This is a genomic window from Burkholderia sp. BCC1638 (assembly GCF_902833195.1).
GTDB lineage: Bacteria > Pseudomonadota > Gammaproteobacteria > Burkholderiales > Burkholderiaceae > Burkholderia > Burkholderia diffusa.
Genome location: NZ_CADFEC010000012.1, coordinates 68,939 through 95,115, shown reverse-complemented (window position 1 = coordinate 95,115; position 26,177 = coordinate 68,939). Strand labels below are relative to the sequence as shown.

At 68.1% G+C, this 26,177-nt stretch carries 22 protein-coding genes and 2 pseudogenes; 4 read left to right on the top strand and 20 right to left on the bottom strand.

What is annotated here, in order from left to right:
* Window positions 1–98 precede the first annotated feature (98 nt).
* Entirely contained in the window at window positions 99–4,940 is a 4,842-nt protein-coding gene (locus tag HWX22_RS16485; protein WP_175916018.1) for an NAD-glutamate dehydrogenase, read from the top strand.
* Window positions 4,941–4,965: 25 nt separating this feature from the next.
* On the opposite strand, the gene HWX22_RS16480 is transcribed toward HWX22_RS16485, so the two are convergent.
* From HWX22_RS16480 to HWX22_RS16455, 6 genes and pseudogenes are all read right to left on the bottom strand, one after another.
* Window positions 4,966–5,826: a class I SAM-dependent methyltransferase gene (locus HWX22_RS16480; protein ID WP_175909445.1), complete on the bottom strand. Its 861-nt coding sequence runs from the start codon at window positions 5,824–5,826 to the stop codon at window positions 4,966–4,968.
* A gap of 25 nt (window positions 5,827–5,851) precedes the next feature.
* Window positions 5,852–5,932: pseudogene (locus HWX22_RS16475) on the bottom strand (VOC family protein); the annotation flags it as partial.
* Window positions 5,899–6,111: a ribbon-helix-helix domain-containing protein gene (locus HWX22_RS32370; RefSeq protein WP_175916065.1), complete on the bottom strand. Its 213-nt coding sequence runs from the start codon at window positions 6,109–6,111 to the stop codon at window positions 5,899–5,901. The pseudogene HWX22_RS16475 and the gene HWX22_RS32370, both read right to left, overlap by 34 nt.
* A 97-nt stretch (window positions 6,112–6,208) precedes the next feature.
* The gene (locus tag HWX22_RS16465) at window positions 6,209–7,042 is read right to left on the bottom strand and encodes an arylamine N-acetyltransferase (RefSeq protein WP_175909441.1); all 834 of its coding nucleotides are present in this window, start codon (window positions 7,040–7,042) and stop codon (window positions 6,209–6,211) included.
* A 134-nt stretch (window positions 7,043–7,176) separates the two neighbouring features.
* On the bottom strand, window positions 7,177–7,872 hold the full coding sequence (locus HWX22_RS16460; protein ID WP_059526404.1) for a hypothetical protein: 696 nt from the start codon (window positions 7,870–7,872) through the stop codon (window positions 7,177–7,179).
* A gap of 246 nt (window positions 7,873–8,118) precedes the next feature.
* Window positions 8,119–9,603: an amidase gene (locus tag HWX22_RS16455; RefSeq protein ID WP_175916017.1), complete on the bottom strand. Its 1,485-nt coding sequence runs from the start codon at window positions 9,601–9,603 to the stop codon at window positions 8,119–8,121.
* 413 nt (window positions 9,604–10,016) lie between these two features.
* Between HWX22_RS16455 and HWX22_RS16450 the strand changes: the two genes are divergently transcribed.
* The 3 genes from HWX22_RS16450 (at window position 10,017) to HWX22_RS16440 (ending at window position 12,688) form a co-directional block, all read left to right on the top strand.
* Window positions 10,017–10,451 (top strand): universal stress protein, encoded by a 435-nt coding sequence (locus HWX22_RS16450; RefSeq protein ID WP_059526413.1) that lies wholly within the window; start codon window positions 10,017–10,019, stop codon window positions 10,449–10,451.
* Window positions 10,452–10,921: 470 nt separating this feature from the next.
* Window positions 10,922–11,170 carry a hypothetical protein gene (locus HWX22_RS16445; protein WP_059819327.1) on the top strand — a complete coding sequence of 83 codons (249 nt, stop codon included), beginning with the start codon at window positions 10,922–10,924 and terminating at the stop codon, window positions 11,168–11,170.
* Between the two features lie 231 nt (window positions 11,171–11,401).
* A complete protein-coding gene (locus HWX22_RS16440; RefSeq protein ID WP_059819328.1) occupies window positions 11,402–12,688 on the top strand; it encodes an Nramp family divalent metal transporter in 1,287 nt (428 codons plus the stop codon).
* A gap of 36 nt (window positions 12,689–12,724) precedes the next feature.
* Here HWX22_RS16440 and HWX22_RS16435 read toward each other — a convergent pair whose 3' ends face one another.
* The 14 genes and pseudogenes from HWX22_RS16435 to HWX22_RS16370 form a co-directional block, all read right to left on the bottom strand.
* The gene (locus HWX22_RS16435; protein WP_175909543.1) at window positions 12,725–13,126 is read right to left on the bottom strand and encodes a PPC domain-containing DNA-binding protein; all 402 of its coding nucleotides are present in this window, start codon (window positions 13,124–13,126) and stop codon (window positions 12,725–12,727) included.
* A gap of 119 nt (window positions 13,127–13,245) precedes the next feature.
* Window positions 13,246–13,422: pseudogene (locus HWX22_RS16430) on the bottom strand (hypothetical protein); the annotation flags it as partial.
* An 80-nt stretch (window positions 13,423–13,502) separates the two neighbouring features.
* Window positions 13,503–14,903 carry an MFS transporter gene (locus HWX22_RS16425; RefSeq protein ID WP_059819331.1) on the bottom strand — a complete coding sequence of 467 codons (1,401 nt, stop codon included), beginning with the start codon at window positions 14,901–14,903 and terminating at the stop codon, window positions 13,503–13,505.
* Window positions 14,904–14,931: 28 nt separating this feature from the next.
* On the bottom strand, window positions 14,932–16,176 hold the full coding sequence (locus tag HWX22_RS16420; protein ID WP_175916016.1) for an FAD-dependent oxidoreductase: 1,245 nt from the start codon (window positions 16,174–16,176) through the stop codon (window positions 14,932–14,934).
* On the bottom strand, window positions 16,173–17,135 hold the full coding sequence (locus HWX22_RS16415) for a VOC family protein (protein WP_175916015.1): 963 nt from the start codon (window positions 17,133–17,135) through the stop codon (window positions 16,173–16,175). The genes HWX22_RS16420 and HWX22_RS16415 overlap by 4 nt, the downstream gene beginning before the upstream one ends.
* Window positions 17,136–17,153: 18 nt before the next feature.
* Window positions 17,154–18,644 carry an aldehyde dehydrogenase gene (locus HWX22_RS16410; RefSeq protein ID WP_059526435.1) on the bottom strand — a complete coding sequence of 497 codons (1,491 nt, stop codon included), beginning with the start codon at window positions 18,642–18,644 and terminating at the stop codon, window positions 17,154–17,156.
* A gap of 89 nt (window positions 18,645–18,733) precedes the next feature.
* Window positions 18,734–19,561 (bottom strand): aspartate dehydrogenase, encoded by an 828-nt coding sequence (locus tag HWX22_RS16405; RefSeq protein WP_175916014.1) that lies wholly within the window; start codon window positions 19,559–19,561, stop codon window positions 18,734–18,736.
* The gene (locus tag HWX22_RS16400) at window positions 19,554–21,224 is read right to left on the bottom strand and encodes a thiamine pyrophosphate-binding protein (RefSeq protein ID WP_059819335.1); all 1,671 of its coding nucleotides are present in this window, start codon (window positions 21,222–21,224) and stop codon (window positions 19,554–19,556) included. Before HWX22_RS16400 ends, HWX22_RS16405 begins: the two co-directional genes overlap by 8 nt.
* A complete protein-coding gene (locus HWX22_RS16395; protein WP_175909430.1) occupies window positions 21,217–22,014 on the bottom strand; it encodes an SDR family oxidoreductase in 798 nt (265 codons plus the stop codon). The genes HWX22_RS16400 and HWX22_RS16395 overlap by 8 nt, the downstream gene beginning before the upstream one ends.
* Window positions 22,011–22,868 carry an IclR family transcriptional regulator gene (locus HWX22_RS16390; protein WP_059819336.1) on the bottom strand — a complete coding sequence of 286 codons (858 nt, stop codon included), beginning with the start codon at window positions 22,866–22,868 and terminating at the stop codon, window positions 22,011–22,013. Before HWX22_RS16390 ends, HWX22_RS16395 begins: the two co-directional genes overlap by 4 nt.
* Window positions 22,865–23,761: an alpha/beta fold hydrolase gene (locus HWX22_RS16385; protein ID WP_175909429.1), complete on the bottom strand. Its 897-nt coding sequence runs from the start codon at window positions 23,759–23,761 to the stop codon at window positions 22,865–22,867. The genes HWX22_RS16390 and HWX22_RS16385 overlap by 4 nt, the downstream gene beginning before the upstream one ends.
* 18 nt (window positions 23,762–23,779) lie before the next feature.
* Window positions 23,780–24,307, bottom strand: coding sequence for a cupin domain-containing protein (locus HWX22_RS16380; RefSeq protein WP_059526452.1), 528 nt, complete (start codon window positions 24,305–24,307; stop codon window positions 23,780–23,782).
* 34 nt (window positions 24,308–24,341) lie between these two features.
* Complete coding sequence (locus HWX22_RS16375; RefSeq protein WP_175909427.1) at window positions 24,342–25,112, bottom strand: SDR family oxidoreductase; 771 nt, start codon at window positions 25,110–25,112, stop codon at window positions 24,342–24,344.
* Window positions 25,105–26,175 (bottom strand): aromatic ring-hydroxylating dioxygenase subunit alpha, encoded by a 1,071-nt coding sequence (locus HWX22_RS16370; protein WP_059819338.1) that lies wholly within the window; start codon window positions 26,173–26,175, stop codon window positions 25,105–25,107. Before HWX22_RS16370 ends, HWX22_RS16375 begins: the two co-directional genes overlap by 8 nt.
* Window positions 26,176–26,177: the final 2 nt, after the last annotated feature.

Genomic DNA, 26,177 nt, shown 5'->3' with positions numbered 1-26,177 from the left:
GTTGTGCGCCCGCACATCGCTCCGTCACGCAACCGGCGCATCAATCGGCGCATAATGCCGAACACACGCAGCAGCCAATGGCCACCCGGGAGACCGCCATGGAAGCGAAGAACGAGGAAGTCGTCGCACACCTGCTCTCCGATGTCGTCGAATTCGCGCGCGGGCGCCTGCCCGAAGCCACGTTCCGGATCGTCGAACCGTTCCTGCGTCATTACTACGATTTCGTCGACGCTGATGATCTGCAGAATCGCAGCATCGTCGACCTCTACGGCGCCGCGATGGCGCACTGGCAGACCGCCCAGAAATTCGTGCCCGGCAGCGAGCGGTTGCGCGTCTACAACCCGATCCTCGAACAGCACGGCTGGCACTCGGACCACACGGTGATCGAGATCGTCAACGACGACATGCCGTTCCTGGTCGACTCGGTGACGATGGCCGTCAATCGCCTCGGGCTCGCGCTGCATTCCGCGCTGCACCCGGTGTTCCGCATCTGGCGCGGCGGCAACGGCGGAATCGAGCGCGTCGACGCCGGTGGCGCGACGCCCGGCGACGGCCAGTCGCAGCTCGCGTCGTTCATCCACTTTGAAGTCGACCGCTGCGGCGACGCCGCGCTGCTCGACACGCTGCGCGACGACATCGCGCGCGTGCTCGGCGACGTACGCGCGTCGGTCGAGGACTGGCCGAAGATCGTCGACATCGCGCGCGCGACGATCAAGGACATGAAGGCCCGCGAATCCACCGCGGAAGACATCGAGGCGCGCGCGTTCCTCGAATGGATGGCCGCCGATCACTTCACGTTCCTCGGCCAGCGCGACTACGCGCTCGTGTCGGACGGCACGGGCTTCAGCCTGCGCGGCGTCGAAGGCTCCGGCTTCGGCCTGTTGCGCGAATCGCTGCGCGCACCCGGCGCGCCCGACGTGACGCCGCTGCCGCCGGCCGCCGCCGAGATCATCACCGGCCCCTGGCCCATCTTCCTGACCAAGGCGAACTCGCGCGCGACCGTGCACCGGCCCGGCTATCTCGACTACGTCGGCGTCAAACTCGTCGGCGCCGACGGCAAGGTGAGCGGCGAACGCCGCTTCATCGGGCTGTATACGTCGACGTCCTATTTCGGTTCGTACACCGATATTCCGATCGTGCGCCGCAAATGCGCGAACATCGTGAAGCGCGCGGGCTTCCTGCCGAAGGGACATCTCGGCAAGTCGCTGGTGACGGTGCTCGAAACCTATCCGCGCGACGAACTGTTCCAGGCCGACGAAGACCAGCTCTACGACATCGCGCTCGGCATCCTGCGCCTGCAGGAACACCAGCGCACGCGCCTGTTCGTGCGGCGCGACCGCTTCGACCGCTTCGTGTCGTGCCTCGCGTTCGTGCCGCGCGACAAGTACAACACCGACCTGCGCCGCCGCATCGCGAAGCTGCTCGTCGACGCGTACAACGGCGTAAACGTCGAATTCACACCGCTGCTGTCGGAATCGGCGATCGCGCGAATTCATTTCGTTGTCCATGCCGAACCGGGCACGATGCCCGACGTCGACACGCGCGAACTCGAAACGCGGCTCGTGCAAGTCACGCGCCGCTGGCAGGACGATCTCGCCGACGCGCTGCTCGACGCCTTCGGAGAAGAACAAGGCAACCGCCTGCTGCAGCGCTATGCGGACTCGTTCCCGGCCGGCTATCGCGACGACTACCCGGCCCGCACGGCCGTGCGCGACATCGAACTGATCGAGCGCGTGAAGGAGTCGGGCCAGCTCGCGATGAACCTGTATCGCCCGATCGAGGCCGAGGCCCGCGCGTTCCGCTTCAAGGTGTATCGCGCGGGCGACCCGATCGCGCTGTCGCGCAGCCTGCCGATGCTCGAGCATCTCGGCGTGCGCGTCGACGAGGAACGGCCGTACCGGATTCAGACGCAGGATGCCGCGCCCGCGTGGGTGCACGACTTCGGCCTTGAACTCGCGGACGATACCGAATTCGACATCGAGCGCGTGAAGGACCTGTTCGAGGACGCGTTCGACCGCATCTGGAGCGGCCGGATCGAGAACGACGACTTCAACCGTCTCGTGTTACGCGCGCACCTGAGCGCACGCGAGGTCACGATCCTGCGCGCGTATGCGAAATACCTGCGGCAGGTCGGCTCGACCTTCAGCGACGCGTACATCGAGCGCGCGTTGACCGGCAACCCGGCGATCGCACGGCAGCTCGTCGAGCTGTTCCTGCTGCGCTTCGACCCGGCCACCGGCGGCACGCGCGACGTGCAGGTCGAACGCGTGCTGAAGGCGATCGAGACGGCGCTCGACCAGGTCCCCAACCTCGACGAGGACCGGATCCTGCGCCAGTTCCTCGGTGTGATCAACGCGACCGTGCGCACCAACTATTTCCTGCACGACGCGAACGGCGAATCGAAGCCGTATCTGTCGTTCAAGTTCAATCCGGCGAAGGTGCCCGGCCTGCCCGAACCGAAGCCGATGTTCGAGATCTGGGTGTACTCGCCGCGCGTCGAGGGCGTGCACCTGCGCGGCGGGCGCGTCGCGCGCGGCGGGCTGCGCTGGTCCGACCGTCGCGAGGACTTCCGCACCGAGGTGCTCGGGCTGATGAAGGCGCAGATGGTGAAGAACGTCGTGATCGTGCCGGTCGGCTCGAAAGGCGGCTTCGTCGTGAAGAACCCGCCGCCGCCGAGCGATCGCGAAGCGTGGATGCGCGAGGGCGTCGCGTGCTACCAGACGTTCCTGCGCGGCCTGCTCGACCTGACCGACAATCTCGCCGGCAACGCGATCGTGCCGCCGCCCGACGTGGTACGGCACGACCCCGACGATCCGTATCTCGTCGTCGCGGCCGACAAGGGCACGGCCACGTTCTCCGACTACGCAAATGCGATCTCGCACGAATACGGCTTCTGGCTCGACGATGCATTCGCGTCCGGCGGCTCGGTCGGCTACGACCACAAGAAGATGGCGATCACCGCGCGCGGCGCCTGGGAATCGGTGAAGCGGCACTTCCGCGAGATGGGCGTCGACACGCAGACGACCGACTTCACCGTGGTCGGTGTCGGCGACATGTCGGGCGACGTGTTCGGCAACGGGATGCTGCTGTCGCCGCATATCCGGCTCGTCGCGGCGTTCGATCACCGGCACGTGTTCCTCGACCCGAACCCCGATCCGGCGACGAGCTTCGCGGAGCGCCAGCGGATGTTCGCGCTCGAACGCTCGAGCTGGGCCGACTACGACACGTCCGTGATCTCGGCGGGCGGCGGCGTCTATCCGCGCACCGCGAAGACGATCCCGCTGTCGCTGGCCGTGCAGGCCGCGCTCGGCATCGACGCGCACGCGCTGCCGCCGACCGAGCTGATCCGCGCGATCCTGCAGGCGCCGGTCGACCTGCTGTACAACGGCGGCATCGGCACCTACGTGAAAGCCGCGCGCGAAACCCACCAGCAGGTCGGCGATCGCGCGAACGACGCGGTACGCGTAAACGGCGCGGACCTGCGCTGCAAGGTCGTCGGCGAAGGCGGCAACCTCGGCTGCACGCAGTTCGGCCGCATCGAGTTCGCGCAGCGCGGCGGCCGCATCAATACCGACGCGATCGACAACTCGGCCGGCGTCGATTGTTCGGATCACGAAGTCAACATCAAGATCCTGCTCGGGCTCGTCGTCACCGACGGCGAGATGACCGAGAAGCAGCGCAACGCCCTGCTCGCGGAAATGACCGACGAAGTCGGGCTGCTCGTGCTGCGCGACAATTACTACCAGACGCAGGCGCTGTCGATCGCGGGCCGCTACGGCGTCGAGCTGCTCGACGCCGAGGCGCGCCTGATGCGCTGGCTCGAACGCGCGGGCCGCCTGAACCGCGTGATCGAGTTCCTGCCGACCGACGACGAGATCGCCGAGCGGCAGGCCGCGAAGCAGGGCCTCACGTCGCCGGAGCGCGCGGTGCTCCTCGCCTACAGCAAGATGTGGCTGTACGACGCGCTGCTCGAATCCGACGTGCCCGAGGATCCGCTCGTCGCCGCGATGCTCGTCGACTATTTCCCGAAGCCGCTGCAGCAGCGCTTCAGCGAACCGATGCATCGCCACCCGCTGCGCCGCGAGATCCTCGCGACGCATCTGACCAACGCGCTCGTCAACCGGGTCGGCTGTGCGTTCGTGCACCGGCTGATGGAGGAAACCGACGCGAAGCCGGGCGACATCGTGCGCGCCTGCATCATGGCGCGCGACGTGTTCGATCTCGATGCCGTATGGCGCGACATCGACGCACTCGACAACCGCGTTGCCGACGACGTGCAGGCGCGCATGTTCGTCGACGTCGCGCGGTTGCTGGAGCGCGCGGCGCTGTGGTTCCTGCGGCAGTTGCAGTCGGGCGCGGTGGCCGACGGCGGCGTCGCCGGACTGATCGCGCGCTGCCGCGACGCGGTGCAGCGCATCGCGCCGCAATTGCCGTCGCTGCTGCCGGCCGACGATCTGGAAGCGCTGTCCGAGCGGCAGCGCGTGCTGGTCGATGCCGGCGTCGACAGCGCGCTCGCGGTGCGTGTCGCGAGCGGCGACATCTCCGCCGCGCTGCTCGACATCGCCGAAGTGGCCGCGACCTGCGATCGCAGCCTCGAACTGGTCGCGGGCGTCTACTTCTCGCTCGGCACGCTGCTGAACTACGGGTGGATCGGCGAACGCGCGGCCACGCTGCCGACCCCGACGCACTGGGACATGCTGGCGCGCGCGGCCGCGCTCGCGGAAATCGCGCGGCTCAAGCGTACGCTCGCCACCAGCGCGCTCGCGGAATCGCCCGACTCGACGGCGCCCGAGACGATCGTCCATGCATGGCGCGAACGCCGCGAAGCCGCGCTGCAGCGCTACGAGCACCTGCTCGCCGACCTGCGCGCGTCGGGCGGCGCGAGCCTCGCGGTGCTGCTGGTGGTCGTGCGCGAGATGGCCGTGCTCGAACGCGCGTGACGGGTGACCCCGGGTCGCGCCGGGATCACACCGTCGCGACGAGCAACTCTTCCGCGTTGTCCGGCGGGCGCAGGCCGTCCGTACGATCGGCGAAGTAGCGACGTGCAAGTTCCGCGGCCGACACGTGCCCGGCCCGCGCGAAGCCGGCCTCCGTCGCGAGCGCGCGGATCTCCGCCGGCAGGAAGAAGCTGATGAACGGCGTGCCGCTCGCGCGTGCGCCTTTCGCGGCCATCTCGAGCCCCGGACGCACGTCCGGATCGGCAAGCTCAAGCGGCAGCAGGAACGTCATCGCGAACGTCGACCCCGGCGCGAGCGACGCGGCTTCGCGCAATGCCGCCGCGTTCGCGTCGCGCGTCAGGTACATGCTGACGCCCGTGGACACGACGACCGCCGGCTTGCCCGGATCGAAGCCCGCGCGCACGAGCGCGTCGCGCCACGACTGCTTCGCCTCGAAATCGACCGGCACGAACCGCAGCCAGTCCGGCACGCCGAAGCCGAGCTCGGTCAGCCGGCGGCGCTTCCACGCCTGCGGCGCGGGCGGATCGACCTCGAAGACGGTCAGGCGCGACGCCATCTCGGGCCGGCGCTGCACGAAGCTGTCGAGGCCCGCGCCGAGGATCACGTACTGGCTCACGCCCCGTGCGGCCTGCTCGACGACGAGATCCTCGATGAAGCGCGCCCGCGCGACGATCGATGCGCGAAACGGCCGCGTGAACTGCGGATCCATGTCGCCGCGCTGCTGCCAGCCGGGCGCCGGCGCGAGCAGGCGCAGGCCGACTTCGTCGGCGAGCACGTGCGGCGGCGCATCGAGTTCGACGTGCAGCGCGCGCCACAGCGCGACGCGTGCGGCGGTGCTGTCGGGGGCGTCATGATGGAGGTCGGTCATCGTCGCGGCCTCACGCGCCCGGCTTGCCCGGCGCCTGGAAGAACTTCGCGGAATTGCCCCAGTTGTGCGTCGTCAGAAACACGGCCTCGATTCGCTCGGATGACATGTCATTCCTCCGTGGTGGACGGCCCGGCCCCCCGGCTGCGGTGCCGTCAGATACGCGCGCAATGCGTCGGCCACCAGCGCGGACAGCGACTGCTGCGTTTCGATGGCGCGATGCTTGACGTACCGGATCAGGCTCAGCGGCAGATACACGTTGAATCGCTTCACTTCTTCGTCGGTCATGCGCGCTAGCATGCTAGCAATCCAGCAAATGTCAATCGGGACACCGGAGCCAGCGGCGCGGCGGACGTCGACGCCCGCCCACGCAGCTCCAACGTGTTTATATCGAGTTCACCCGCGCCGCCACCCGCGCGAACAGCACGTCGAGATCGAAGCCGGTCGTATCGATGCCGATCGTGTCGCGCAGGCACGCGCCCCACGCAGCCGCGTCGTCGAAGGTGACGGTGCGTCCCGCGCCCGCCGCGTCGCGCAGCGTCAGCACGGTGTTGAACAGCGCCGCGCGGCCGTCTGGCAGCACGCGGCAGGCAATCAGGTCGTTCACGAAGATCGATTCGGGATAGGTCGACGTGAACCAGTTCGCGGCGTCGTAATCGATCCACTCGGCCGGTTTCAGCGAGAAGCGGTAAGTCGTCTGCCAGCCGTCGGGGATCTCGAACTGCATGTCGAATTCGCCGTCGACCGGCGCGCCGACGACACGAAACGCGCCGTGCGGCGTCATCTGCCGCTCACCCGGCACGAAGCGCAGCGGCGCGGTCAGCGTCGCGCTGCCGAAGCCGATGTCCGCGAGCCACGCCGCGCCGTCGAGATCGATGCGCAGCAGCATGTGCGTCTGCGCGGTGACGATCTCGGGCGGCCGCATCCAGCGCACGCGCGCGATCAGCGGCGTCACGCGAAAACCGATCGTCGTGAGCGCGGTGTAGAAGAGCTTGTTGAGTTCGAAGCAGTAGCCGCCACGGCGGCGCCCGATCACCTTGTCGACGATCGCCGGCAGGTCGAGCGCGACACGCGCGCCGGTCAGCGGATTGAGGTTTTCGAACGGAATCGCCTGCGGATGCAGCAAATGCAGCCGGCGCAGCACGTCGAGCGTCGGCTCGGCCGGGCCGTCGTAGCCAATGCGGGCGAAGTAGCGCGGGAGGTCGAACGAGTCAGTCATGAACCGGCACCGGGAACGGGGAACACGCAACGATAGCATCGCGCGATATCCCCATGTTGCGCAGGGCCATCCCGAATCCGCGCGCGCCGCCGGCACCGCGGCGCGCGGTTCGCGGTTCGCGGTTCGCGGCAACGTTACGGCAGCAGCTTCAGCGCGGACGACGCGACCGCCGGCACCGAAATGCCCTGGCTCGTCGCGAACTGCACGGCCTGGCTGAGCGTCGATGCGAGCGACTGCAACTGGCCCGGTGCGCTCTGCGCGATATACGACGCGGCCTGCATGTTCTGCGGATTCAGGCCCGACTGCAGCAGCGATGCGGCGCTGGTCGAACCGAGATTGCCGAGCCCCGATTGCAGCTGCGAATACTGCGTGAGGCCCTGGCCGAGCGATGCGAGGCCGTTGCTGAACGCCTGCTTGTCGACCGGGCCGTGCGTCGCGCCGCCGCTCGCGAACGCCTGGCCGAGCGCCTGCGACACCGACTGCTGCGCGCCGCCCATCTGCGACAGCGCGGCCGGCGTCAACGCGTTGCCGCCACCGAGCAGGCTGGCGGCCTGCTGCGCCTGCCCGGCCGCGCCGGTGAGCCCCATCGCCGACGCGAGCGACGACTGGCCGGCCAGCACCTGCTGATTCGCGCCGACGTATGCCTGCATCAGCTGCGCGACGCCGCCCTGCGCGGGTGCGGCCTGTTGCTGCCCCCCGCCGCCGAGCAGCGCCGAGCCGATCGATTGCAGGTCGAGCTGCGCATGCGCGGCGCCGTTGGCGCCCAGCAGGATGCCGAGTGCGATGCCCGCCGATGCCAGCTGCTTGCCCGTCACGCGAATATGCTTCATCTGTTTGCCTCGTGCCCGAATGATTGAGGCCGATATTGTCGAAGCGCGTCGCGCGCCGCCGCAACGACTGAAACACATCGAAACGAAATCGCGCGCCGCGGCCGCTTGCAATTCCGCGGCCGTCCCGACTCGCCGCGCACATTCGTCCGCGTTTGCCGCGCGATGCCGGGCACGCGTCCGGATTCGTTCCTTTTCCGCATCAATAGCGCTTGTTTCGGGAATCCGCGATCGACGCCGCAGCGCGCATCACGCAGCCATCCACGCCGGCAGACGCTGGCCGACCCAGTCGGCCGCCTGCTCGTAGCCGCGCGCGAGCTGCAGCACCGCGAGGTCCGCGCGCGGCCGGCCGATCAGTTGCATCCCCATCGGTAGCCCCGCGTCGTTGAAGCCGACCGGCACGCTGATCACGGGGCAGCCGGCCAGCGTCCACGGCACGACCGTTTCCATCCAGCGGTGGTAAGTGTCCATCGCGCGGCCCGCGATCTCCTTCGGCCAGCGCTGCTCGACGTCGAACGGGAACACCTGCGCGGTCGGTGCCGCGATGAAGTCGTAGCGATCGAAGAAACTCAGCACCGCCTGGTGCCACGCCGTGCGCTCGATGCTCGCGTCAAACACCTCGGCACCCTGCATCGCGAGCAGCCCTTCGACCTCGTAGATCGCCTCGGGCTTCAGCAGCGCGCGCCGTGCCGGATCGCGATAGTGCGCGAGCAGCCCGCCACCGGACAACAGATGCCGATGCGCGAGCCACAGGCGCCAGATGCGCTCGGGCGCGAACGCCGGCAGCGCCGCATCGACGTCGCAGCCGATCTCGCGCAGCGTCGCGAGGCCCTTTTCGCACTGCGCGAGCACGCCCGGCTCGGTCGCGAGATAACCGTTCCAGTCGCCGACCCAAGCGATGCGCTCGCCGCGCAGGTCCTTGTCGAGAGGCTTCGCAAACACGGCCGGATCCTCCGCGAGCGACAGCGGATCGTTCGGGTCGTAGCCGGCCTGAATCGCGAGCAGCTGCGCGACGTCGCCGACCGTGCGGCCCATCGGCCCTTCGATGCCGAGCTGCTGCATGAACACGTCGACGCCCGGCCAGCGCGGCACGCGGCCCTGCGACGGCCGGAACCCGTAGATGTTGCAGAACGCGGCCGGATTGCGCAGCGAGCCGCCGAAGTCGCTGCCGTCCGCGACCGGCAGCATGCGCGCGGCGAGCGCCGCCGCCGTGCCGCCGCTGCTGCCGCCCGCGCTCTTCGTCAGGTCGTACGGATTGCGTGTCGCGCCGTGGATTTCGTTGAACGTGTGCGAGCCGAGGCCGAATTCCGGCGTGTTGGTCTTGCCGATGAAGATCGCGCCCGCCGCACGCATTCGCCCGACGCCGACCGAGTCGGCCTGCGGCACGTTTTCGCGGAAGATCGGCGAGCCGTAGGTCGTCCGCAGCCCTTTGGTCATCGCGAGATCCTTCGGCGCCTGCGGCATCCCGTGCAGCCAGCCGTGATACTCGCCGCGGGCCAGCGCGGCGTCCTTTTCCGCGGCTTCGGCGAGCAGCACGGCGCGCTCGCGCAGCGAGACCAGTGCGTTCACCGCGCCGTTCACGCGCTCGATGTGATCGAGATATGCACGCATCGTCTCGACGCACGAAACCGCCTTGCCGCGGATCGCCGACGCGAGCTCGCCGGCCGACAGGCGCACGATCGGGTCGACGGTGATGGAAGCGGGAGCGAGAAGCTGCGGGGCGCCGTGCGGCATGCGAGGTCTCCTGGAATCGGTATGGAATGGCGGGCCGCATGGTGGCGGCGGTCCGTCGCGAACGGCCGGGAAGGCGCCGGGAAGAGGCAACGGCGGGCAACGGCAGGCCGCGGCGCGGTCGATGCTCTACTCTACGCGACGCCGGATCCTCGACCTCCGATATTTTCCGCCGCGATTCATTGAGGATTCGACTAAATCGGCGGGGTGCGCCGCTCGACTGCCAGCATCGGGCTGCCGCCCGGCCGATTGGTGTAAACGTTTATGCGCATAAACCAAAATTTCTTATATTTCTAATAGGCGCAACACGAGGCGACGGACGTTGACGACATTTTTACGCGCCCGCCCAATCTATTTAGGTCGCGCGATCCGGCGGCGCACTACGCTGGGAACATCTCGACTACGGAGCATTTTCCATGCTCAAACTGCTGGTTCCGGTCGGACACTCACCCCGCTCGCTGCAGGCGGTCCGCCACGCGACCTTCCTGTATCGCGAACGCTGTGCATCCGAAATCGTGCTGATCAACGTGCAGGCGCCGCTCGAGTCGACGCGGCTCGAGGCGTTTCACCCGCTGTCGCGGCTACAGTCGATCGAGGACAAGTTCGCGTGCGACGATCTGGCGATGGCGGAGCGGGTGCTGCGGGAAGCCGGTGTCCGGTACAGCATCGTGAAGAAGGTCGGGCCGGTGGCCGACACGATCGCGGCCGTCGCGGCCGAGACCGGCTGCGACGAAATCGTCGTCGTCGCGCCGCGGCAGGATCCGTTTCACGCGATGTTGTCGATGTTCCGTCGCAGCGTGATGGACCGGCTCGTGCGGATCTCGAATGTGCCGGTGACGGCAGTGCGATGAACGGTGCGGCGCTTACTTGATAACCTTGCGCCAGAACACGAGGTAGGTCGCGGCGGAAGATGCAATCAGCAGAATGGCCCACAGCGGCGCGAGACTGATCAGGACGGAAGAGACGTTAAGCATTTGGATTCCTCACTATTTCGATAGCGATGTTCGGCACGTACCTGCTGTGTCCGGAGCCGCTGCGCCCATCGCTTGCCGCGCATCGCGTTCCGTTGAAACATGCGTTCATGCTATCGCTTTGACTGTCGGCGCGACCGTCTCGCCCTGCCCCTAACCTGACATTCGTCAAACTCGCGTCAATCGCGCGCCGGTGCGGCCGGCCACCGCTCCTTTCCTTGTTTCGCGTGCCAGAAAGGGGTATGCGAGCGCCACGGCCTGCCGCCATTTCCGCAGACGTTTACCGGGGGAAGCCCCAAGTGCTTCCCGAAACGTGTCCGCGTTACGCTTGCGTAACAAGGAGACGAATCATGAGACGAGTGGTGCACATCGCCTTTTTCGCGCTGCTGGCCTACCTGATCGGCGATCGGGCACTGCTGCACGCGCAAGGCCGCGACGCCAGCCCGATGGTGTGCTCGCAGGGCGCCGAACAGGTGAAATACGACGCGCTCAGCCGCGGCTTCGGCAACGCGGCCGCCGACAGCCAGCGCGAGGCGTTCATGTCCGGCTGCCTGGTGAGCGGGCGCGGCGATCGGAACGTTGCGATGGCGGCTCGCTGACGCCGACGCGTATCGCCCCAGCTGCGTCGCTCTCGCCGCTGCCCGGCCGCACGCTTTCACGAGCGCAGTCCGTTTTCTCCCGCATCCCCCGGCTTCCCCCACATCGGCCAAGCCGGTTTTCTGCTGCGCCGCGTTCGGTATTCAGAGCGCGTTGACCGACCGTCACCGCCCGCCCCCCCGGCCCGGGCACGCCGATTGCGACTCGACTGCCCCTCCCCACGGGTCGCCGCCATGAACGACAACGAGTCCCTCGATACCGTGCAGCCTCGTCCGCGCGCGGCAACATGGCTCCGGCGCCTCGGGCCGGGCCTCGTCACCGGTGCCGCCGACGACGATCCGTCAGGCATCGGAACATACTCGCAGGCAGGCGCGCAGTTCGGACTCGAACTGCTCTGGTCGCTGCTGCTGACCTACCCGCTGATGACGGCGATCCAGCTGGTCAGCGCGCGCATCGGCCGCGTGACGGGCAAGGGCCTCGCGTCGAACATGCGCGCGCACTACCCGCCATGGCTGCTCTACAGCGCCGTGGCATTGCTGTTGATCGCGAACGTGATAAACATCGCGGCCGACCTGTCGGCGATGGGTGCGGCGGTCAATCTTCTGCTGCATGGCCCTCAGGAACTCTATGTCGTCTGCCTGGGCGGCGTGTCGGTCGTGCTGCAGATTTTCGTGCCGTACGACCGCTATGCGCGTCTGCTCAAATGGATCGCGCTGGTCCTGCTCGCGTATGTCGCGGTGGCGCTCATCGTGCCCGTCCACTGGGGCGAGGTCGGCCGCGCGATCGTGCGGCCGCATGTCCAGTTCACCGCCGCCTATCTAACCACGGTCATCGCCGTGCTCGGCACCACGATCAGCCCGTATCTGTTTTTCTGGCAGGCGTCGCAGGAGGTCGAGGAACTGCATGCGGAGCCGAGCCAGCATGCGTTACGGCGCGCACCGCATCAGGCGCCCGCGCAGTTGCGACGAATCAACTTCGATACCTGGGTCGGCATGGGCGTATCGAACGTCATTGCGTTCTTCATCACGCTGACGGCAGCGGCCACGCTCTACATGCACCACATCGAAGTGAAGACGTCCGCCGACGCCGCGCGTGCGCTCGAGCCCATTGCCGGACACTTCGCGTACATGCTGTTTGCGCTCGGGATCGTCGGCACCGGCCTGCTGGCCTTGCCGGTGCTCGCCGGCTCGGCCGCCTATGCGGCCGCAGGCAGCTTCCGCTGGCGCAACAGCCTCGCGCTGCGGCTCGGCGTCGCGCCCGAATTCTATGCGGTGATCGCCTTGGCGATCGTCGGCGGCGTCGCGATCACGTTCATGCATTTCGACCCGATCCGCGCGCTCTACTGGAGTGCGGTCATCAACGGCGTCACCGCCGTTCCGATCATGGTCGTGATGATGCTGATGGCCGGCAGCCGGCGCATCATGGGCAAGTTTGCCGTGACGGGCGCGCTGGCGTGGGGCGGCTGGGCCGCGACGCTCGCGATGGCGATCGCGGCGATGGGGGTGTTCGTGCCGGGGTAGGCCGCATCGGTCACATGCGCCGGACCGTGCGCACGATCAGCCTGGCTCCGGACGAATCACCAGCTCGTCGAACCCGGTCCCTGCATCGGGTTCACGCGAGAAACGATGTGCGGGCAACAGCACGAGCAGGATCTCGGCGGTCGTCCGCACCACGCAGCCGCGCGCGACATGTCCGCCCGCTACGCAGCCGTTCGCGTCGGACACCGACATATGAAGGTGTGCGCCGTCCGGTGAGACCGAGCCGGCCAGCGTCAGGATTTCGAGGTCGCCGCGCAGTTCGGTCGGCGCGTCGACACCGGCAAAGCGAAGCTGCGCGACATTCAGGCTGCCGATCCCCTGGATCACGAATGCCGCGTGTGCGTCGAGCCGACGCAACGCCTGCTCGATCGATGCGCGCAGATCGTCGCCGGGGGAAAGACGCAAAGGATGGGCTTGCATGGTGGATAACCTGCGGGTGGGCCGGGTGTCGACAAAGAGTACGTTCGACCCGGCCATTCGGCAAGTCGCCCGCCGGATGACGCGCCGCACCTGTGTCACCGCAACGTGCGGCACGCGCATCACGCAGTGAATCGCTCGCTCGCGAATTGCGCATCCGGCACGCCGGCCGCGACGGCAATTTCCCGCGCGTCGCCCATCTCCTGATACTCGGCCATGCGCCTGAGCATCGACAGGACCGGCGCAAGCCCCGTGCCGCCCGCGACGAACCAGCGCGGCCGCAAGCTGTCCGCGAACAGGCGCGAACCCTAGCGCCGGAAAACAGAAAGGCCCGGACGATGTCCGGGCCTCCCATGTCAGCCGTTGCGACCGGCCGCGCTTACGCTTCCAGCGCTTCGAGCACTTTCCCCTTCGTCTCGATTCCGACGAAATGAACGGTCACGGCCGCGATCAGCGGCACGATGCCGATCAGGTAGAACGCCGGCGCGAGGTTGCCGCCGATGATCGCGTGCGGCACGATCATCGGCGCCGCGAACGACGCGATCTTCAGCCACGCGCTGCCGAGCCCGCAGCCCGACGCACGGATGCTCGTCGGATACTGCTCCGGCGTATAGACGTATGCGGTGATGAAGCCCGATGCCATCAGCCCCAGCGACAGCGAGCAGAAGGTCGCGACGACATACACCGACGCCGCGTGATAGAAGCCCGCGAACGCCAGCGACAGCGCGCACATCACGAACGACCACACGATCACCGGCTTGCGGCCGAGCTTGTCGACCAGCAGCGCGGACGCGAGCGAACCGAGCACGCCCATCACCGAGCCGATCACCGCGAGATTCAGCGCGAGCTGCAGCGGCGCGTGATAGAAGTTCTTGTAGATCGTCGGCAGCCACGTGGACAGCCCGTACTGGATGAACCCGCACGTCGCCCACAGCGTCGCCACCGCGAGCGTGCGCTTGCGATACGCGGCGCTGAACAGGTCGCTCATCCGGCGCTTCGGGTGCTGGCGGACCATCTCGTCGTACGCGGCCACCTGCGTGACCGGCGGCAGTTCGCCGCGCACCGACGATTCGAACACGCCGACCGCACGCCCGGCTTCCGGGAGGCGCCCGCGCGAGGCGAGCCAGCGCGGCGATTCCGGCACGAGATGCGTAAGCACCAGCGCGAGGATCAACGGCAGCCCGCCGACGAAGTACATGATCTCCCAGCCGAACCGCGGCACGAGCCATGCGCCCAGCGCCATCGATACCAGCAGACCGATCGGAAACACGATTTCATACAACAGCACGAAGCGGCCGCGGCCGTGCGCACGCGTGATTTCGTTGATGTACGTGGCCGCGACCGGCAGTTCGCCGCCGAGACCGAGCCCCTGCAAAATTCGCAGCAGCACGAACACCTCGAACGTCGGCGCGAAACCGCACGCAATGCTCGTGATGCCGATCACGGCGGAACTCCACGCGATCGCCTTCACACGGCCATGCTTCTCCGCGAGCGCGGGAAACAGGAACGCGCCGATCAGCTGGCCGATCGCGCCGGACGCGATCAGCATGCCGATCTGCGTCGGCGACAGCCCCCATTTGTGAATCAGCAGCGGCAGCGTCGCCGCGATCGTGATCACGTCGAAGCCGTCGAAGAACGTGGCGGTGCCGATCAGCACGCGTGCACGAATCTGCATCGCGTTGGCCGGAAGCCGCTCGAGCCGCGCGATGATCGCGCCGGGCGTGGAGGCGGCAGCTTCCATCGTGGCCCTGCCGGCCACGACGTTGTCGAAAGTGCTCATGCGGGGTGTCTCCTGGATCGTTCGCCGGTCAGGCAAGCGCTTTGGTCGTGTCCGCCAGGGCTTCCGTATCCACTGCCCGGCCCTGGTTCATCCACTTGCGTGCGAGCTTGAGCTCGCGTGCGTTGTTGATGGCGATGACACCTCTCACATGCCCATCGCCTACGAAAAACAGCGTCGCGCGTCGCGCGGCGATATCGCCGCGCACGACGAGCTGCGCGTCGGCCGGCAGATCGCCGAGGATCTGCAGGTTCACGTCGTACTGATCGGACCAGAACCACGGAATCTCCGCGTACGGCGCGCGCACGCCGAGCACGGCCTTCGCGGCCGCGATCGCCTGGTTCTGCGCGTTCGCCCACGATTCGAGCCGCACGCGCCGCTTCAGCCAGCCGTTGTGATGGTTCGCAACGTCGCCGCACGCGAAGATCGCCGGATCGCTGGTCGCGCCGAATTCGTCGACGACGATGCCGTCGTCGATCGCCAGGCCCGCGTCGCTCGCCAGCGTCGCGTTCAGCGCGAGGCCGATGCCGGCCACCGCGAAATCCGCATCGATCGTCGTGCCGTCGGCGAGGGTCGCGCGCACCTTCGACGCGTCGTCCGGTTGCGCGTCGAGCGATGCGAGCGCCGCGCCGAGGCGCACGTCGACACCGTTCGCGCGATGCAGGTCGAGCAGGAAATCCGACACGATCTGCGGCACCGAACGCCCGCACAGACGCGGCGCGCCTTCGACGACGACCGCTTCGACCCCGAGCTTGCGTGCGGTCGCGGTGACTTCGAGGCCGATCCAGCCGCCGCCGATCACGAGCACACGCCGGCTCGCACGCAGCTTCTCGCCGAGCGCGGCCGCTTCGTCGAGCGTGCGCAGGTAGTGCAGATTCGGCGTCCTGACGATAGCGTCGGGCAAGCGACGCGACGTGCCGCCGGTCGCGATCACGAGACGGTCGTATTCGATCACGAGGCCGCTTTCGGTCTTCACCACGCGGCGCGCACGGTCGATCGACGCCGCGCGTTCCGGCTGCCACGCCTCGACGTTCAGCGCGTCGAATTCGTCCGGGTGCACGACGCGCACCGTTTCGATGTCGGCATCGCCCGCCAGAACGGCTTTCGACAGCGGCGGGCGCTCGTACGGCAGGTGCGGCTCGTCCGCGATCATCACGAGACGGCCCGCGAACCCTTCCGCGCGCAGCGTCTTCAGCACCCAGCCGGCGGCCTGGCCGCCGCCGACCACGACGACCGTGCCCGGCACGGCCGGCGCTTGCGTGTTCGCTTCGGTCATGATTTGCGCTCCGTCATGAACTTGCCTTCCGGCGCCTTCGCGTTCTTTTGCCGGCGCGTATTGCCGTCGAGGCCGCCGTCGACGGCCCATTCGGCGAACACTGTCGGGCCCGGTTCGAATTCTCGCGGCTGCCATTCGGGCGTCAGCACGTCCTCGTCCGCGTAGTACTCGATCAACGCGCCGGCCGGATTCTGGAAGTACCAGAAGTACGCGGACGACACCGGATGACGCCCCGGGCCGAGCTGCGTTTCCCAGCCGCAGCGGTCGATGTGCATGCCGCCGCCGAACACTTCGTGGATATCGCGCACGGTGAACGCGACGTGGTTCAGGCCGCGCTTTCCGTTCGGCAACGCGAGCAGGAACAGGTCGTGGTGGCCACCGTGCGGCGCGCAGCGCATGAACGCACCGCGGCCCGGATAGCGATCCGACGTCTCGAAGCCGAGCAGCTCGTGATAGAACTTTTCCTGCGCGTCGAGGCAGTTCGTGAAGAACACGACGTGGCCGACCTCGACCGGCTCGGCGCGCGCATAGATCGGGCTCGGCTGGTCGACCCGCGCCGTCTGGCCCCACACGTTCGACGGCGAGCCGGTGATGTCGAGCGCGCGCTTGCGCGTCACCTCGATGCGGATCGCCATGCCGTTCGGGTCGATGCAACCGACCGCATCGTCCTGCGCGTAATAGCCGGGCTGGCCGGCCAGCTTCGCGCGCAGCGCGTCGACTTCCTGCTGCGTCGCGACGCCCCACGTGACTTCGCGCAGCGTCGGGCCCGCCTCGAACGCGGGCGGCAGCGACGGATCGTCGGCCTTGACGACCAGCACGGTGCAGCCGTTCAGCGTTTCGAAGCGTGCGCGCGTGTCGTCGTGCGCGACTTCCTTCAGCCCCCAGTCGGCGAAAAAGCGCCGGCACGTCGCGAGGTCGTCGACACCGTACGTGATCTGCTCGATACCCAAGATGCTCATTGCGTCATTCCCCTTCGCTCAGTTCGCCCACGGCAGCGGCGCGTCGTTCAAGCCCCAGTAGAGGCTCTTCTGCTGCATGTATTCGCGGATGCCGAGTCGGCCCTTCTCGCGGCCCATCCCGCTCTCCTTCCAGCCCGAGAACGGCGTGGAGATCGAGAACAGCTTGTACGTGTTGATCCAGACGGTGCCCGTCTCGAGCGCGCGCGCGATGCGCCATGCGCGCTTGTAGTCGCGCGTCCAGATGCCGGCGGCAAGGCCGAACACGCTGTCGTTCGCCTGCGCGATCAGCGACGCTTCGTCGTCGAACGGCATCGCGACCAGCACCGGTCCGAAGATTTCTTCCTGGCAGATGCGCGCGCTGTTCGGCAAGCCTTCGAGAATCGTCGGCTGGTAGAAGAAGCCGTCCTCGCGCCCGTCGCCCGACGGACGCTCGCCGCCGCACAGCAGACGGCCGCCTTCCTCCAGCCCGAGCGCGACGTAGCGCTCCACCGATTCGCGATGCTTCGCGGTGATCAGCGGGCCCATCTGTGTGTCGGGCCGCGTCGGGTCGCCCACGCGCAGCTTGCGCGCGCCGGCCACCAGCCGCTTCATGAATTCGTCGTACACCGAGCGCTGCACGAACAACCGCGAACCCGCGATGCACGCCTCACCCGACGAACTGAAGATGCCGTACAGCACGCCGTTGACCGCGTGGTCGAGATCCGCGTCGTCGCACACGATCGTCGGCGACTTGCCGCCGAGCTCCAGCGACACGGGCATCAGCTTTTCCGCCGCAATGCGCGCGATGCCGCGGCCCACTTCGGTGCCGCCGGTAAACGACACCTTCTTCACGAGCGGATGGCGCACGAGCACGTCGCCGATCACCGAGCCCTTGCCCGGCAGCACGCTCAGCACGCCCTTCGGCACGCCGGCCTCCTCGCAGATGCGGGCCAACGCGAGCGACACGAGCGGCGTGACTTCGGCCGGCTTGAGCACCACCGCGTTGCCGCCGGCGAGCGCCGGCGCGAGCTTCTGCGCGTCGGATGCGATCGGCGAGTTCCACGGCGTGATCGCCGCGATCACGCCGATCGGCTCGTGCACGCTCATCGTCAGGTAGTCGCCACGCGACGGCGTCAATTCTTCGTCGAGCGTTTCCAGGCACGCCGCGAAATAGCGGAACGTGTTGGCCGCGCTCGCCACCAGCACGCGCGTCTCGCCGATCGGCTTGCCGTTGTCGCGGCGCTGCAGGTTCGCGAGCGCCTCGTGACGCTGCATGATCAGGTCGGCGATCCGGTACAGCACCAGCGCGCGCTGGTGCGGCTTGAGGCCGGACCAGTCGGCGCGGCGCCACGCGGCGTCGGCGGCCACGACGGCGTCGGCCGCGTCTTCCGCGTTCGCCGTCGATACTTCCATGTTCAGCGACTGGTCGGCCGGATAGATGCTCGCGTAAGGCGCACCGCGACCGCGCCGCCACTCGCCGCCGATCAGGATGTCGCCGTTGGGTACGAGGCTCGTATCGAATGGAGTCATGTCACAAGTCCCACAAATCTGTCTCTGCGCAGCCGCCCGCGCCCTGGCGCCGGCGGCCGTTCAATGGCCCGAATGGCTGCGTCGCCTGCTCAGATCACGCAGCGGGCCGCGCGGTTGCGCAGCGCGCGGATCGCGCTGTACGCGGTCAACGCGGACGTCTTCGGGTTGTCGGGCAACGGCTTGCCGCTCATTTCGAGCGACATCTCGCCGAACGCGCCGCGTGCGGTGATGCGGTGCACGTTGCGCGCGACGGCCGGATCGGCGATCAGGCGCACGCGCGTCGCGTCGAGGCCGAGGCCCGCGAGCGCGACCGTCGCCGCGACGTTCGCGTTCTTCGGATACAGCCGCGCGGCGTCGCGTGCGGTGCCTTCGAAGATGACCTTCTCTTCGGTCATCGCGCGCAAGTCGCACAACGCCTCGGCGGGTGTGCCGAGCCAGCCGAGCGGCGGCTTGCGGCCGACGTACAGCACCTCGTCGAGCCCGCCCTGCTTCGCCGACGCCAGCGCGTCGATTCCGCCGATCGCGCCGGACAGCAGCGTCAGCGTCGCGTCGCCTTCGTCGGCGGCCTGCGACAGCACGTCGAGCAGCGCGAGGTCGGACAGCGCGCCGATCGATGCCACCGCGCAATCGGTGCCGGCCTTCAGCAGCGGCACGACGTGATCGACGAGCGCGCTGTGACCCGCGCACTCGAGCGCGAACTCGGGGCGGCGGGCCAGTGCGTCGACCGACGACACGACCTCCACCGCGCCGCCGAGCTCACGCTGCACCGCGTCGCGCTGGTGCTCGGGCACGATCACGTGCGCGACGCGCAACGAGGCGTCGTGCTTGACCGCGCGATACACGGCCGCACCGATCGCGCCGAAGCCGATCATCGCGATGTCGACGGGCTCATGCCCGCGGGCGTGGCCGTTACGCATACTGCCGCTCCGACGGCGTTTCTTCCTTCTTCACCGGCGGGCCCGCGAATGCCGATGCGAACGAGCCGACCGACAACATGTCGACCTCGACCATCACCGGCCCTTCCTTCGCGATTCCTTCGCGCACGATCGCTTCGGCTTGGTCGAGCGACGAGATTCGGTAGTGCGTGAGGCCGAAACTTGCGCAGAACTGCGCGAAATCCGGCTGGTGCAACTGCACGAAGCAGCGGCGGCCGCCATAGTGCGCGTCCTGGATGTTGCGGATCACGCCGTAGCACTGATCGTTCATCAGCACGATCATCACGTTCGCGTTTTCCTGCACGGCCGTCACGAGCTCGCCGACGTTGACCATCAGGCCGCCGTCGCCGACCAGGCAGACCGTCTTCGCCGCCGCGCCGGCCAGCGCCGCGCCGATGCCCATCTGGATGCCCTGGCCGATGCCGCCGCCGAGCGCATGCACGCCCGCGCGCGGTTCGAAGATCTTCAGCAGGCGGTTGCCCCACGTGCTGTTCGAGATCGTTACGTCGCGCACCCAGTTGTAGTCGCGGCCCACCGCGCCCTGCAGCGTATCGACCAGCTTCTTGTAGGGCCCGAGGCCTTCCGACACGCTGGCGACGGCCTGCTCGCGCGCCGCCGCGAGATCGGACGCGAACCGCGGATCGACGGACAGGCGGCCTTCGAGGCGATCGGCCAGCTCGGCCAGCACGCGCTTCGAATCGCCGTGCACGAACAGCTCGTTGCGATAGCCGCGGTTGTCGGCGAGCGCGTCAGCGTCGATGCGGAACAGCGGCTGCGGCAGCGCGAGCTTGTACTTCAGCGTCTCGTTGCCGCGCAGGCGCGAGCCGACCACGACGAGCGCGTCGCAGGTCTTGTAGAACGCCTCGACGGACGCATGCACGTTGAACGCGCCGAGCGTCGCCGGATGATCTTCCGGCAGCACGCCGCGGCCCTGCACGCTGGTCACGACGCCGAAGCCGAGCTTCACCAGGCGTTCGACTTCCGCACGGGCGTGGCGCGCACCGCCGCCGATCCACAACAGCGGACGGCGCTTGGCCGCCAGCGCGTCGGCGAGCTTCGCGACGCGTGCTGCGTCGTGCTCGCGCACCGCTACGTGCGCGGGTGCGAGGTCTTCCGGCCATTCGATTTCGGCGGCCTGGATGTCGATCGGAATCTCGACCGACACGGGGCCCGTCGGCGCGGTCTGCGCGATGCGCACCGCTTCGCGGATCGTCGGCAGCACGGTCTCGACCGTGCGCACGCGGAACGCGGCCTTCGAGATCGCGTCGAGCATCGTGAGCTGATCCGGCGCTTCGTGGATGTAGGCCAGATCCTGATCGAGATACGGCGTCTCGATCTGCCCCGTGATGTGCAGCAGCGCCGTGCCGGCCGTCAGCGCCTCGACCATCGCGCCGGCCGCGTTGCCCGCCGCCGTGCCCGTGCTCGTGAATGCGACGCCGAGGCCGCCCGACACGCGGGCCAGGCCGTCGGCCATGTTCACCGCGCCGGCTTCACCGCGCGCGCCGACATACCGGATGTTGCCGCGCGAGTTGATCGCGTCGAGGATCGGCATGTTGTGGATCGAGATGACACCGAATGCGGTTTTGACGTCGCACTGCTCGAGAAAGGCGGCAATCAGCTCGCCAACCGTGGTTTTTTTAGACATGGCGTGCAAAGCCTCCAGAAACGTCGATATGGCTGCCCGTCGTATAGGACGACAGATGCGTTGCGAGATAAAAAAGTGCCCAGGCGGCCTCGTCAGGCTTGCCGAAGCGGTTCAGCGGAATGTTCTTCTTGCGGGCAAGCGCGCCCGTCCAGTCCTCCCAGCTTTCGCCGGCCTGCGCCTGTGCTTCGTAGCGGCGGCGCCACTGACCCGACTCGACGATGCCGATCAGGATCGAGTTCACGCGGATGCGCTGCGGCGCGAGTTCGGTCGCGAGCGACTTCACGAGGCTCAGCACGCCCGCGCGCGCCGACGACGTCGCGACCATGTGCGGCTCCGGCTGTAGCGCGAGCAGCGAATTCACGCAGGTGATCGTCGGCGCCTGCGCGTCGCGCAGCAGCGGCAGGAATGCGCGCGTCGGGCGGATGATGCTGAAGTACTTCAGTTCGAGCTCTTCGCGCCATGCGTCGTCGGTCGTGTCGGCGAAGGTCGACACGCGGCCCTGGCCCGCGTTGTTGACCAGCATGTCGGCGCGGCCGAAGCGGTCTGACACGGCCTGCGCGAACGCGGCCACATCGGCTTCGTCGAGCACGTTGCAGCGCACGGCGAGCAGTTGCGCGCCCGGATATTTCTCGCCGAGCAGCGCTTGCGCGCGCGCGAGGCGTTCGCCGTCACGGCCGCAAATCGCGACCGACGCGCCGGCCTGCAGGAACCGCTCGGCAGTCGCGAGGCCGATGCCGGACGAGCCGCCCGTCACCACCGCCACCTGCCCGGTCAGATCGATCTGGATCATCGGAGTCCTAAAGCCTTCATAAACGTGTGCTCGTCATCCGAGCGGTAATTGAGCCGCCGCGACAGTTCCGCCGCCGCGCGCTGCACCTTGTCGATCAGGCCGTCGGCGATCAGCGCCGCGTCGATCTCCGGCCGAGGCACCGTCACCGTGATGCACGCGACGATCCGCTGCGTGTCGTTTCGCACCGGCGCCGTGACCACCGAAATGCCGCGTTCGAACGACGAATTGCTGACGCCGTAGCCGCGCAGCGCATCCTCGCGGATCACTTCGTACAGCGCATCGACCGTCTCCGGCGTCGCGCTCGTCATCCGGTTCAGCGTGCCTTCCGGATACAGCGCGCGCAGCGCCTGAAGCGACAGGTCGCCCATCAGCACGTGGCCGTGAGTTGTCGCATGCGCGGGCAGCCGCGTGCCGACGTTCACGCGAATCGAGCTGAACACCGGCGACTGGCTCTGCGCCTTCGCGACGAACACCACGTCGCGGCCGTCGCGGATCACGATGTGCGTCGTGAAGCCGGTCGCGTCGCGCAGGCTCTCGATCACCGGCAGGCCGAGATCGGTCAGCTCGAGCGAGCTCAGATATTCGAAGCCGAGCCGCAGCACGGCGATGCCGAGCTTGTAGTTGCGGTCCTTGTCCGCGCGCTCGAGAAAGCCGAGCGATTCGAGCGTCTGCAGCAGACGGAACACCGTCGTGCGCGGAATGCCGAGCCGCTTGGACAACTCCGGCGCGCCGAGCACCGGCTCGCGCGGCGAAAATTCGGCGAGGATTCGCAAACCGCGTTCGAGGCCCGGCACCACGTAGTTGGCCTCGGACTTCGCGGCGTCCGCGTCCTGTTGTTGCAACGGTTCGCTCATTCCAGCCCCCGTTGGCGATCGCATTGGCGGCAGAACGTGTCGATCAGCGACGAATAAACCGCCGGTGCTTCCACATAACCCGCATGACCGGCCTGCGGAATCACCTGCAATCCGACGTGCGCGGCCGCTGCGATGCGCTCGCACGCGGCAGGCGGCGTGATCGCGTCGTTCGCGCCGACCGCCACCGCGGTGCGGCCACGAAAGCCGGCGAGATCGGACGCGAGATCGGCGTTCGCGAGCAGATGCGTGGCCTGTGCATAGCCGGCCGGCACGATGCGCGCCATGTTCCAGCGCACCCACGCCCGCGCATCCTCGCTCGCGAAACCCGACAGCATGTTGCCGCTGCGCTGCTCGGCGAGCCCGGCCGGGCCGAGTTCCTCGAGCATGGCAAGGCGTGCATCGCGGCGCGTGTCGCGCGTTTCCGCGGGCGCGCTGCCGTAACCGCCCGCGGGCGAGATCAGCAGCAGGCCGGCGATCCGCGCGGGCATCACGCGGGCCAACCCGCCCGCGACGATCGCGCCGAGCGAATGCCCGACCAGCACGCAGCGTTCGATGCCGAGTGCCTCGAGCCACGCGTTCAGCGACGCCGCGTAATCGGCGGCCGCCGGCGACGCGCCGTGCACGGGCGTCGACACGCCGTAGCCGGGCGCATCCCACGCGAGCACGCGCCGCGACGCGCCGAGCGCGTCGAGCTGGCGCACCCACGATGCGGCGCCCGAGCCGATCCCGTGCAGCAGCACGACGGGCAGCGCGTGGCCCGCATGTTGCGCGCCGGCCTCGCGATAACCGATCGTGCCCGCCGCGCCGGCCGCGCAGCGCTGTTCGGGAAACTGCCCGAGCAGCGCGGCGAACGCCGCGGTGCGGTCGCGTTCACGTTTGTCGATGACACTCATTGCTTGCTCCGCCCCGTCTCAGCGCTTGATCTTCGCGAGCGGCGAATCCGGCGGATACGTCGGCGTGATGGGCTTCGGCGAACCGAGCATCACACACATCAGCGCGTCTTCCTCGCCGATGTTGATTTCCGTGCGATACACGCCCGGCGGCACCGAGATCAGGTCGCGCTCGCCGAGGATCGCTTCCCAGGTCTCGCCGTCGCGCTCGCAGATCACCTTCATCTTGCCGCGCAGCACGAAGAAGATTTCCTCGACGTCGATGTGGATGTGGCTCGGGCCGATGTTGCCGGCCGGAATGACCATCGTCGAAAACGTGAAGTTGCCGGCCGGCACCGTGTTGACGTCCTTCGCGACGCCGGTGCCGCCCGTGCCGACGTAGCGCATCTGCGCACGGCGGTACTTCGGGTCGTAGTCGGCCTGGAACTTCAGCGCGTCCCAGTCGTAGCGCCGCGTCGCGTAGCGCGCGACACGCCCTTCCATCCAGTCGCCGAAGCTTGCGCCGTCCGGCTGGTCCCACGACTTGCGTTCGAGATCTGCGTCCGCCATCGTCCTCTCCTTCATTCAGAGTGAAAACTTCAATTCAATTCATTACGAAGCCGCCGTTCACCGGCAGCAGTTGACCCGTCACGAAGCGCGCGCCGTCCGACAGCAGGAACAGCACGGGGCCCGTCACGTCGTCGGGCACCTGCGCGCGCGTCAGCGCGCGGCCCTGCATGTAGAACGCGTGCCGTTCGGCCGGCACGTAGGCCGTCGCCTCGACTTCGGTGAGCCCCGGCGCGATCGCGTTGACCGTCACGCCGTGCGCGCCGAACTCGCGTGCCTGCGCATGCGTCATCGCGATCACGGCGCCCTTGCTGGCGACGTACGCGAGGAGCTTCGGCGCGCCCCAGAGCGCGGTGTCCGATGCGAGGTTCACGATCGCGCCGCGCCCCGACTGCGCGAGGTGCGGCAGCGCCGCATTGCTGACGAGCCACACGCCGCGCACGTTCACGTTCATCACGGCATCCCAGGTCGACACGTCGAGTTCCGTCGACAGCTTGCCGCCCGAGTTCGTGATCGCCGCGTTGTTGATCAGCGCATCGACGCCGCCGAGCGCCGCCGCGCCCTGCGCGACGAATGCGTCGACGCTCGCCGGATCGGCCAGGTCGAGCGCGAAGAAATGCGCGGTGTGGCCGGCTTGCGAGAGTTGCGCGGCCAGCGCACGGCCCTCTTCGACGAGCACGTCGCCGAACGCGACCCGCGCGCCCGCGGCGACCAGCGCCTTCACGAATGCCGCGCCCAGACCGCGCGCGCCGCCCGTGACGAGCACGCGGCGCCCCGGCAGCGACACTACCGGTGCGAACTCAGCCATTCGCGGGCTCCGCCGCGGCCTGCGCCGCACGGTGCGCGTCGAGCGCGGACAGGTGCTCCTGCGCGCGCTGGCGCAGCATCCGGCGCACGCGCGTGATGCCGACGTCGTGCTGGTACAGGTATTCGTGATCGCGCGCGTGCGGCGCAAGGCTTTCGAGGACGTAGCGGTCCTGCTCGAGCACGTCCCAGTGCAGGCCCTCGAGGCGGTTGCGATACATGAAGCGCCACACGTCGCGCTGCCAGCCGCTGACCTTGCGGGTGCGCCAGAAGTAGACCTGGCAATTGTCGCCGTCGACCGGCGTCGCGAAACCGATGATCCCGAAGTTGCCGCCCGGGCCGAACTTCTGCTTGTACGGAATCGCGAGACGCATCCACAGGCAGCCCGTTTCGCCGAGCTCGACCCAGTCGAAGTTCACGTCGCGCTGGCCGATCTTCTCGAACATCAGGCCCGTTTCCGTCTTGCGCACGCGCATGTCGGCCTGCTTGTCGCCTTCGGCCATCGAGTGCGACGTCGCGTGGAGGTATGCGCCGTGCATCGGGTCCATCACGTTGTCGATCGCGTACTGGTAATTGCACTTCCAGTTCGACACGCACAGGAAGTGGCCGTATTCGTCGGCCACCAGTTCTTCCGGCAGGTTCAGCGGCGCCGGCTCGCCATGCGCCTCGTCGCCGAACCACAGGAAGATCGCCCCGGCCTTCTCCTCGACCGGATACGACTTCACGCACTTCATGCCTTCGAGCGGACAGTTCGCGACCGCCGGCACGCGATTGACGGTGCCGCCGCCGTCGACTTCGATGCCGTGATACCAGCAGGCGATGTTGCCGCCGAGGTTCCAGCCCAGCGACAGGCGCGCGCCGCGATGCGGGCAGCGATCTTCCAGCGCGTGAACCTTGCCCTCGTGATCGCGCCACAGCACGATCTGCTCGGACAGGCGCGTGAGGCCGACGGGCGCGTTCGACACCTGCCAGCTCGGGGCGACGGGATACCAGTAGTTCTTGATGCCGCGATCGAGATAGTCGCGGACCGGGTCGTGTTGTGTTTCGTGTTGTGCGGGGGACGTCATCA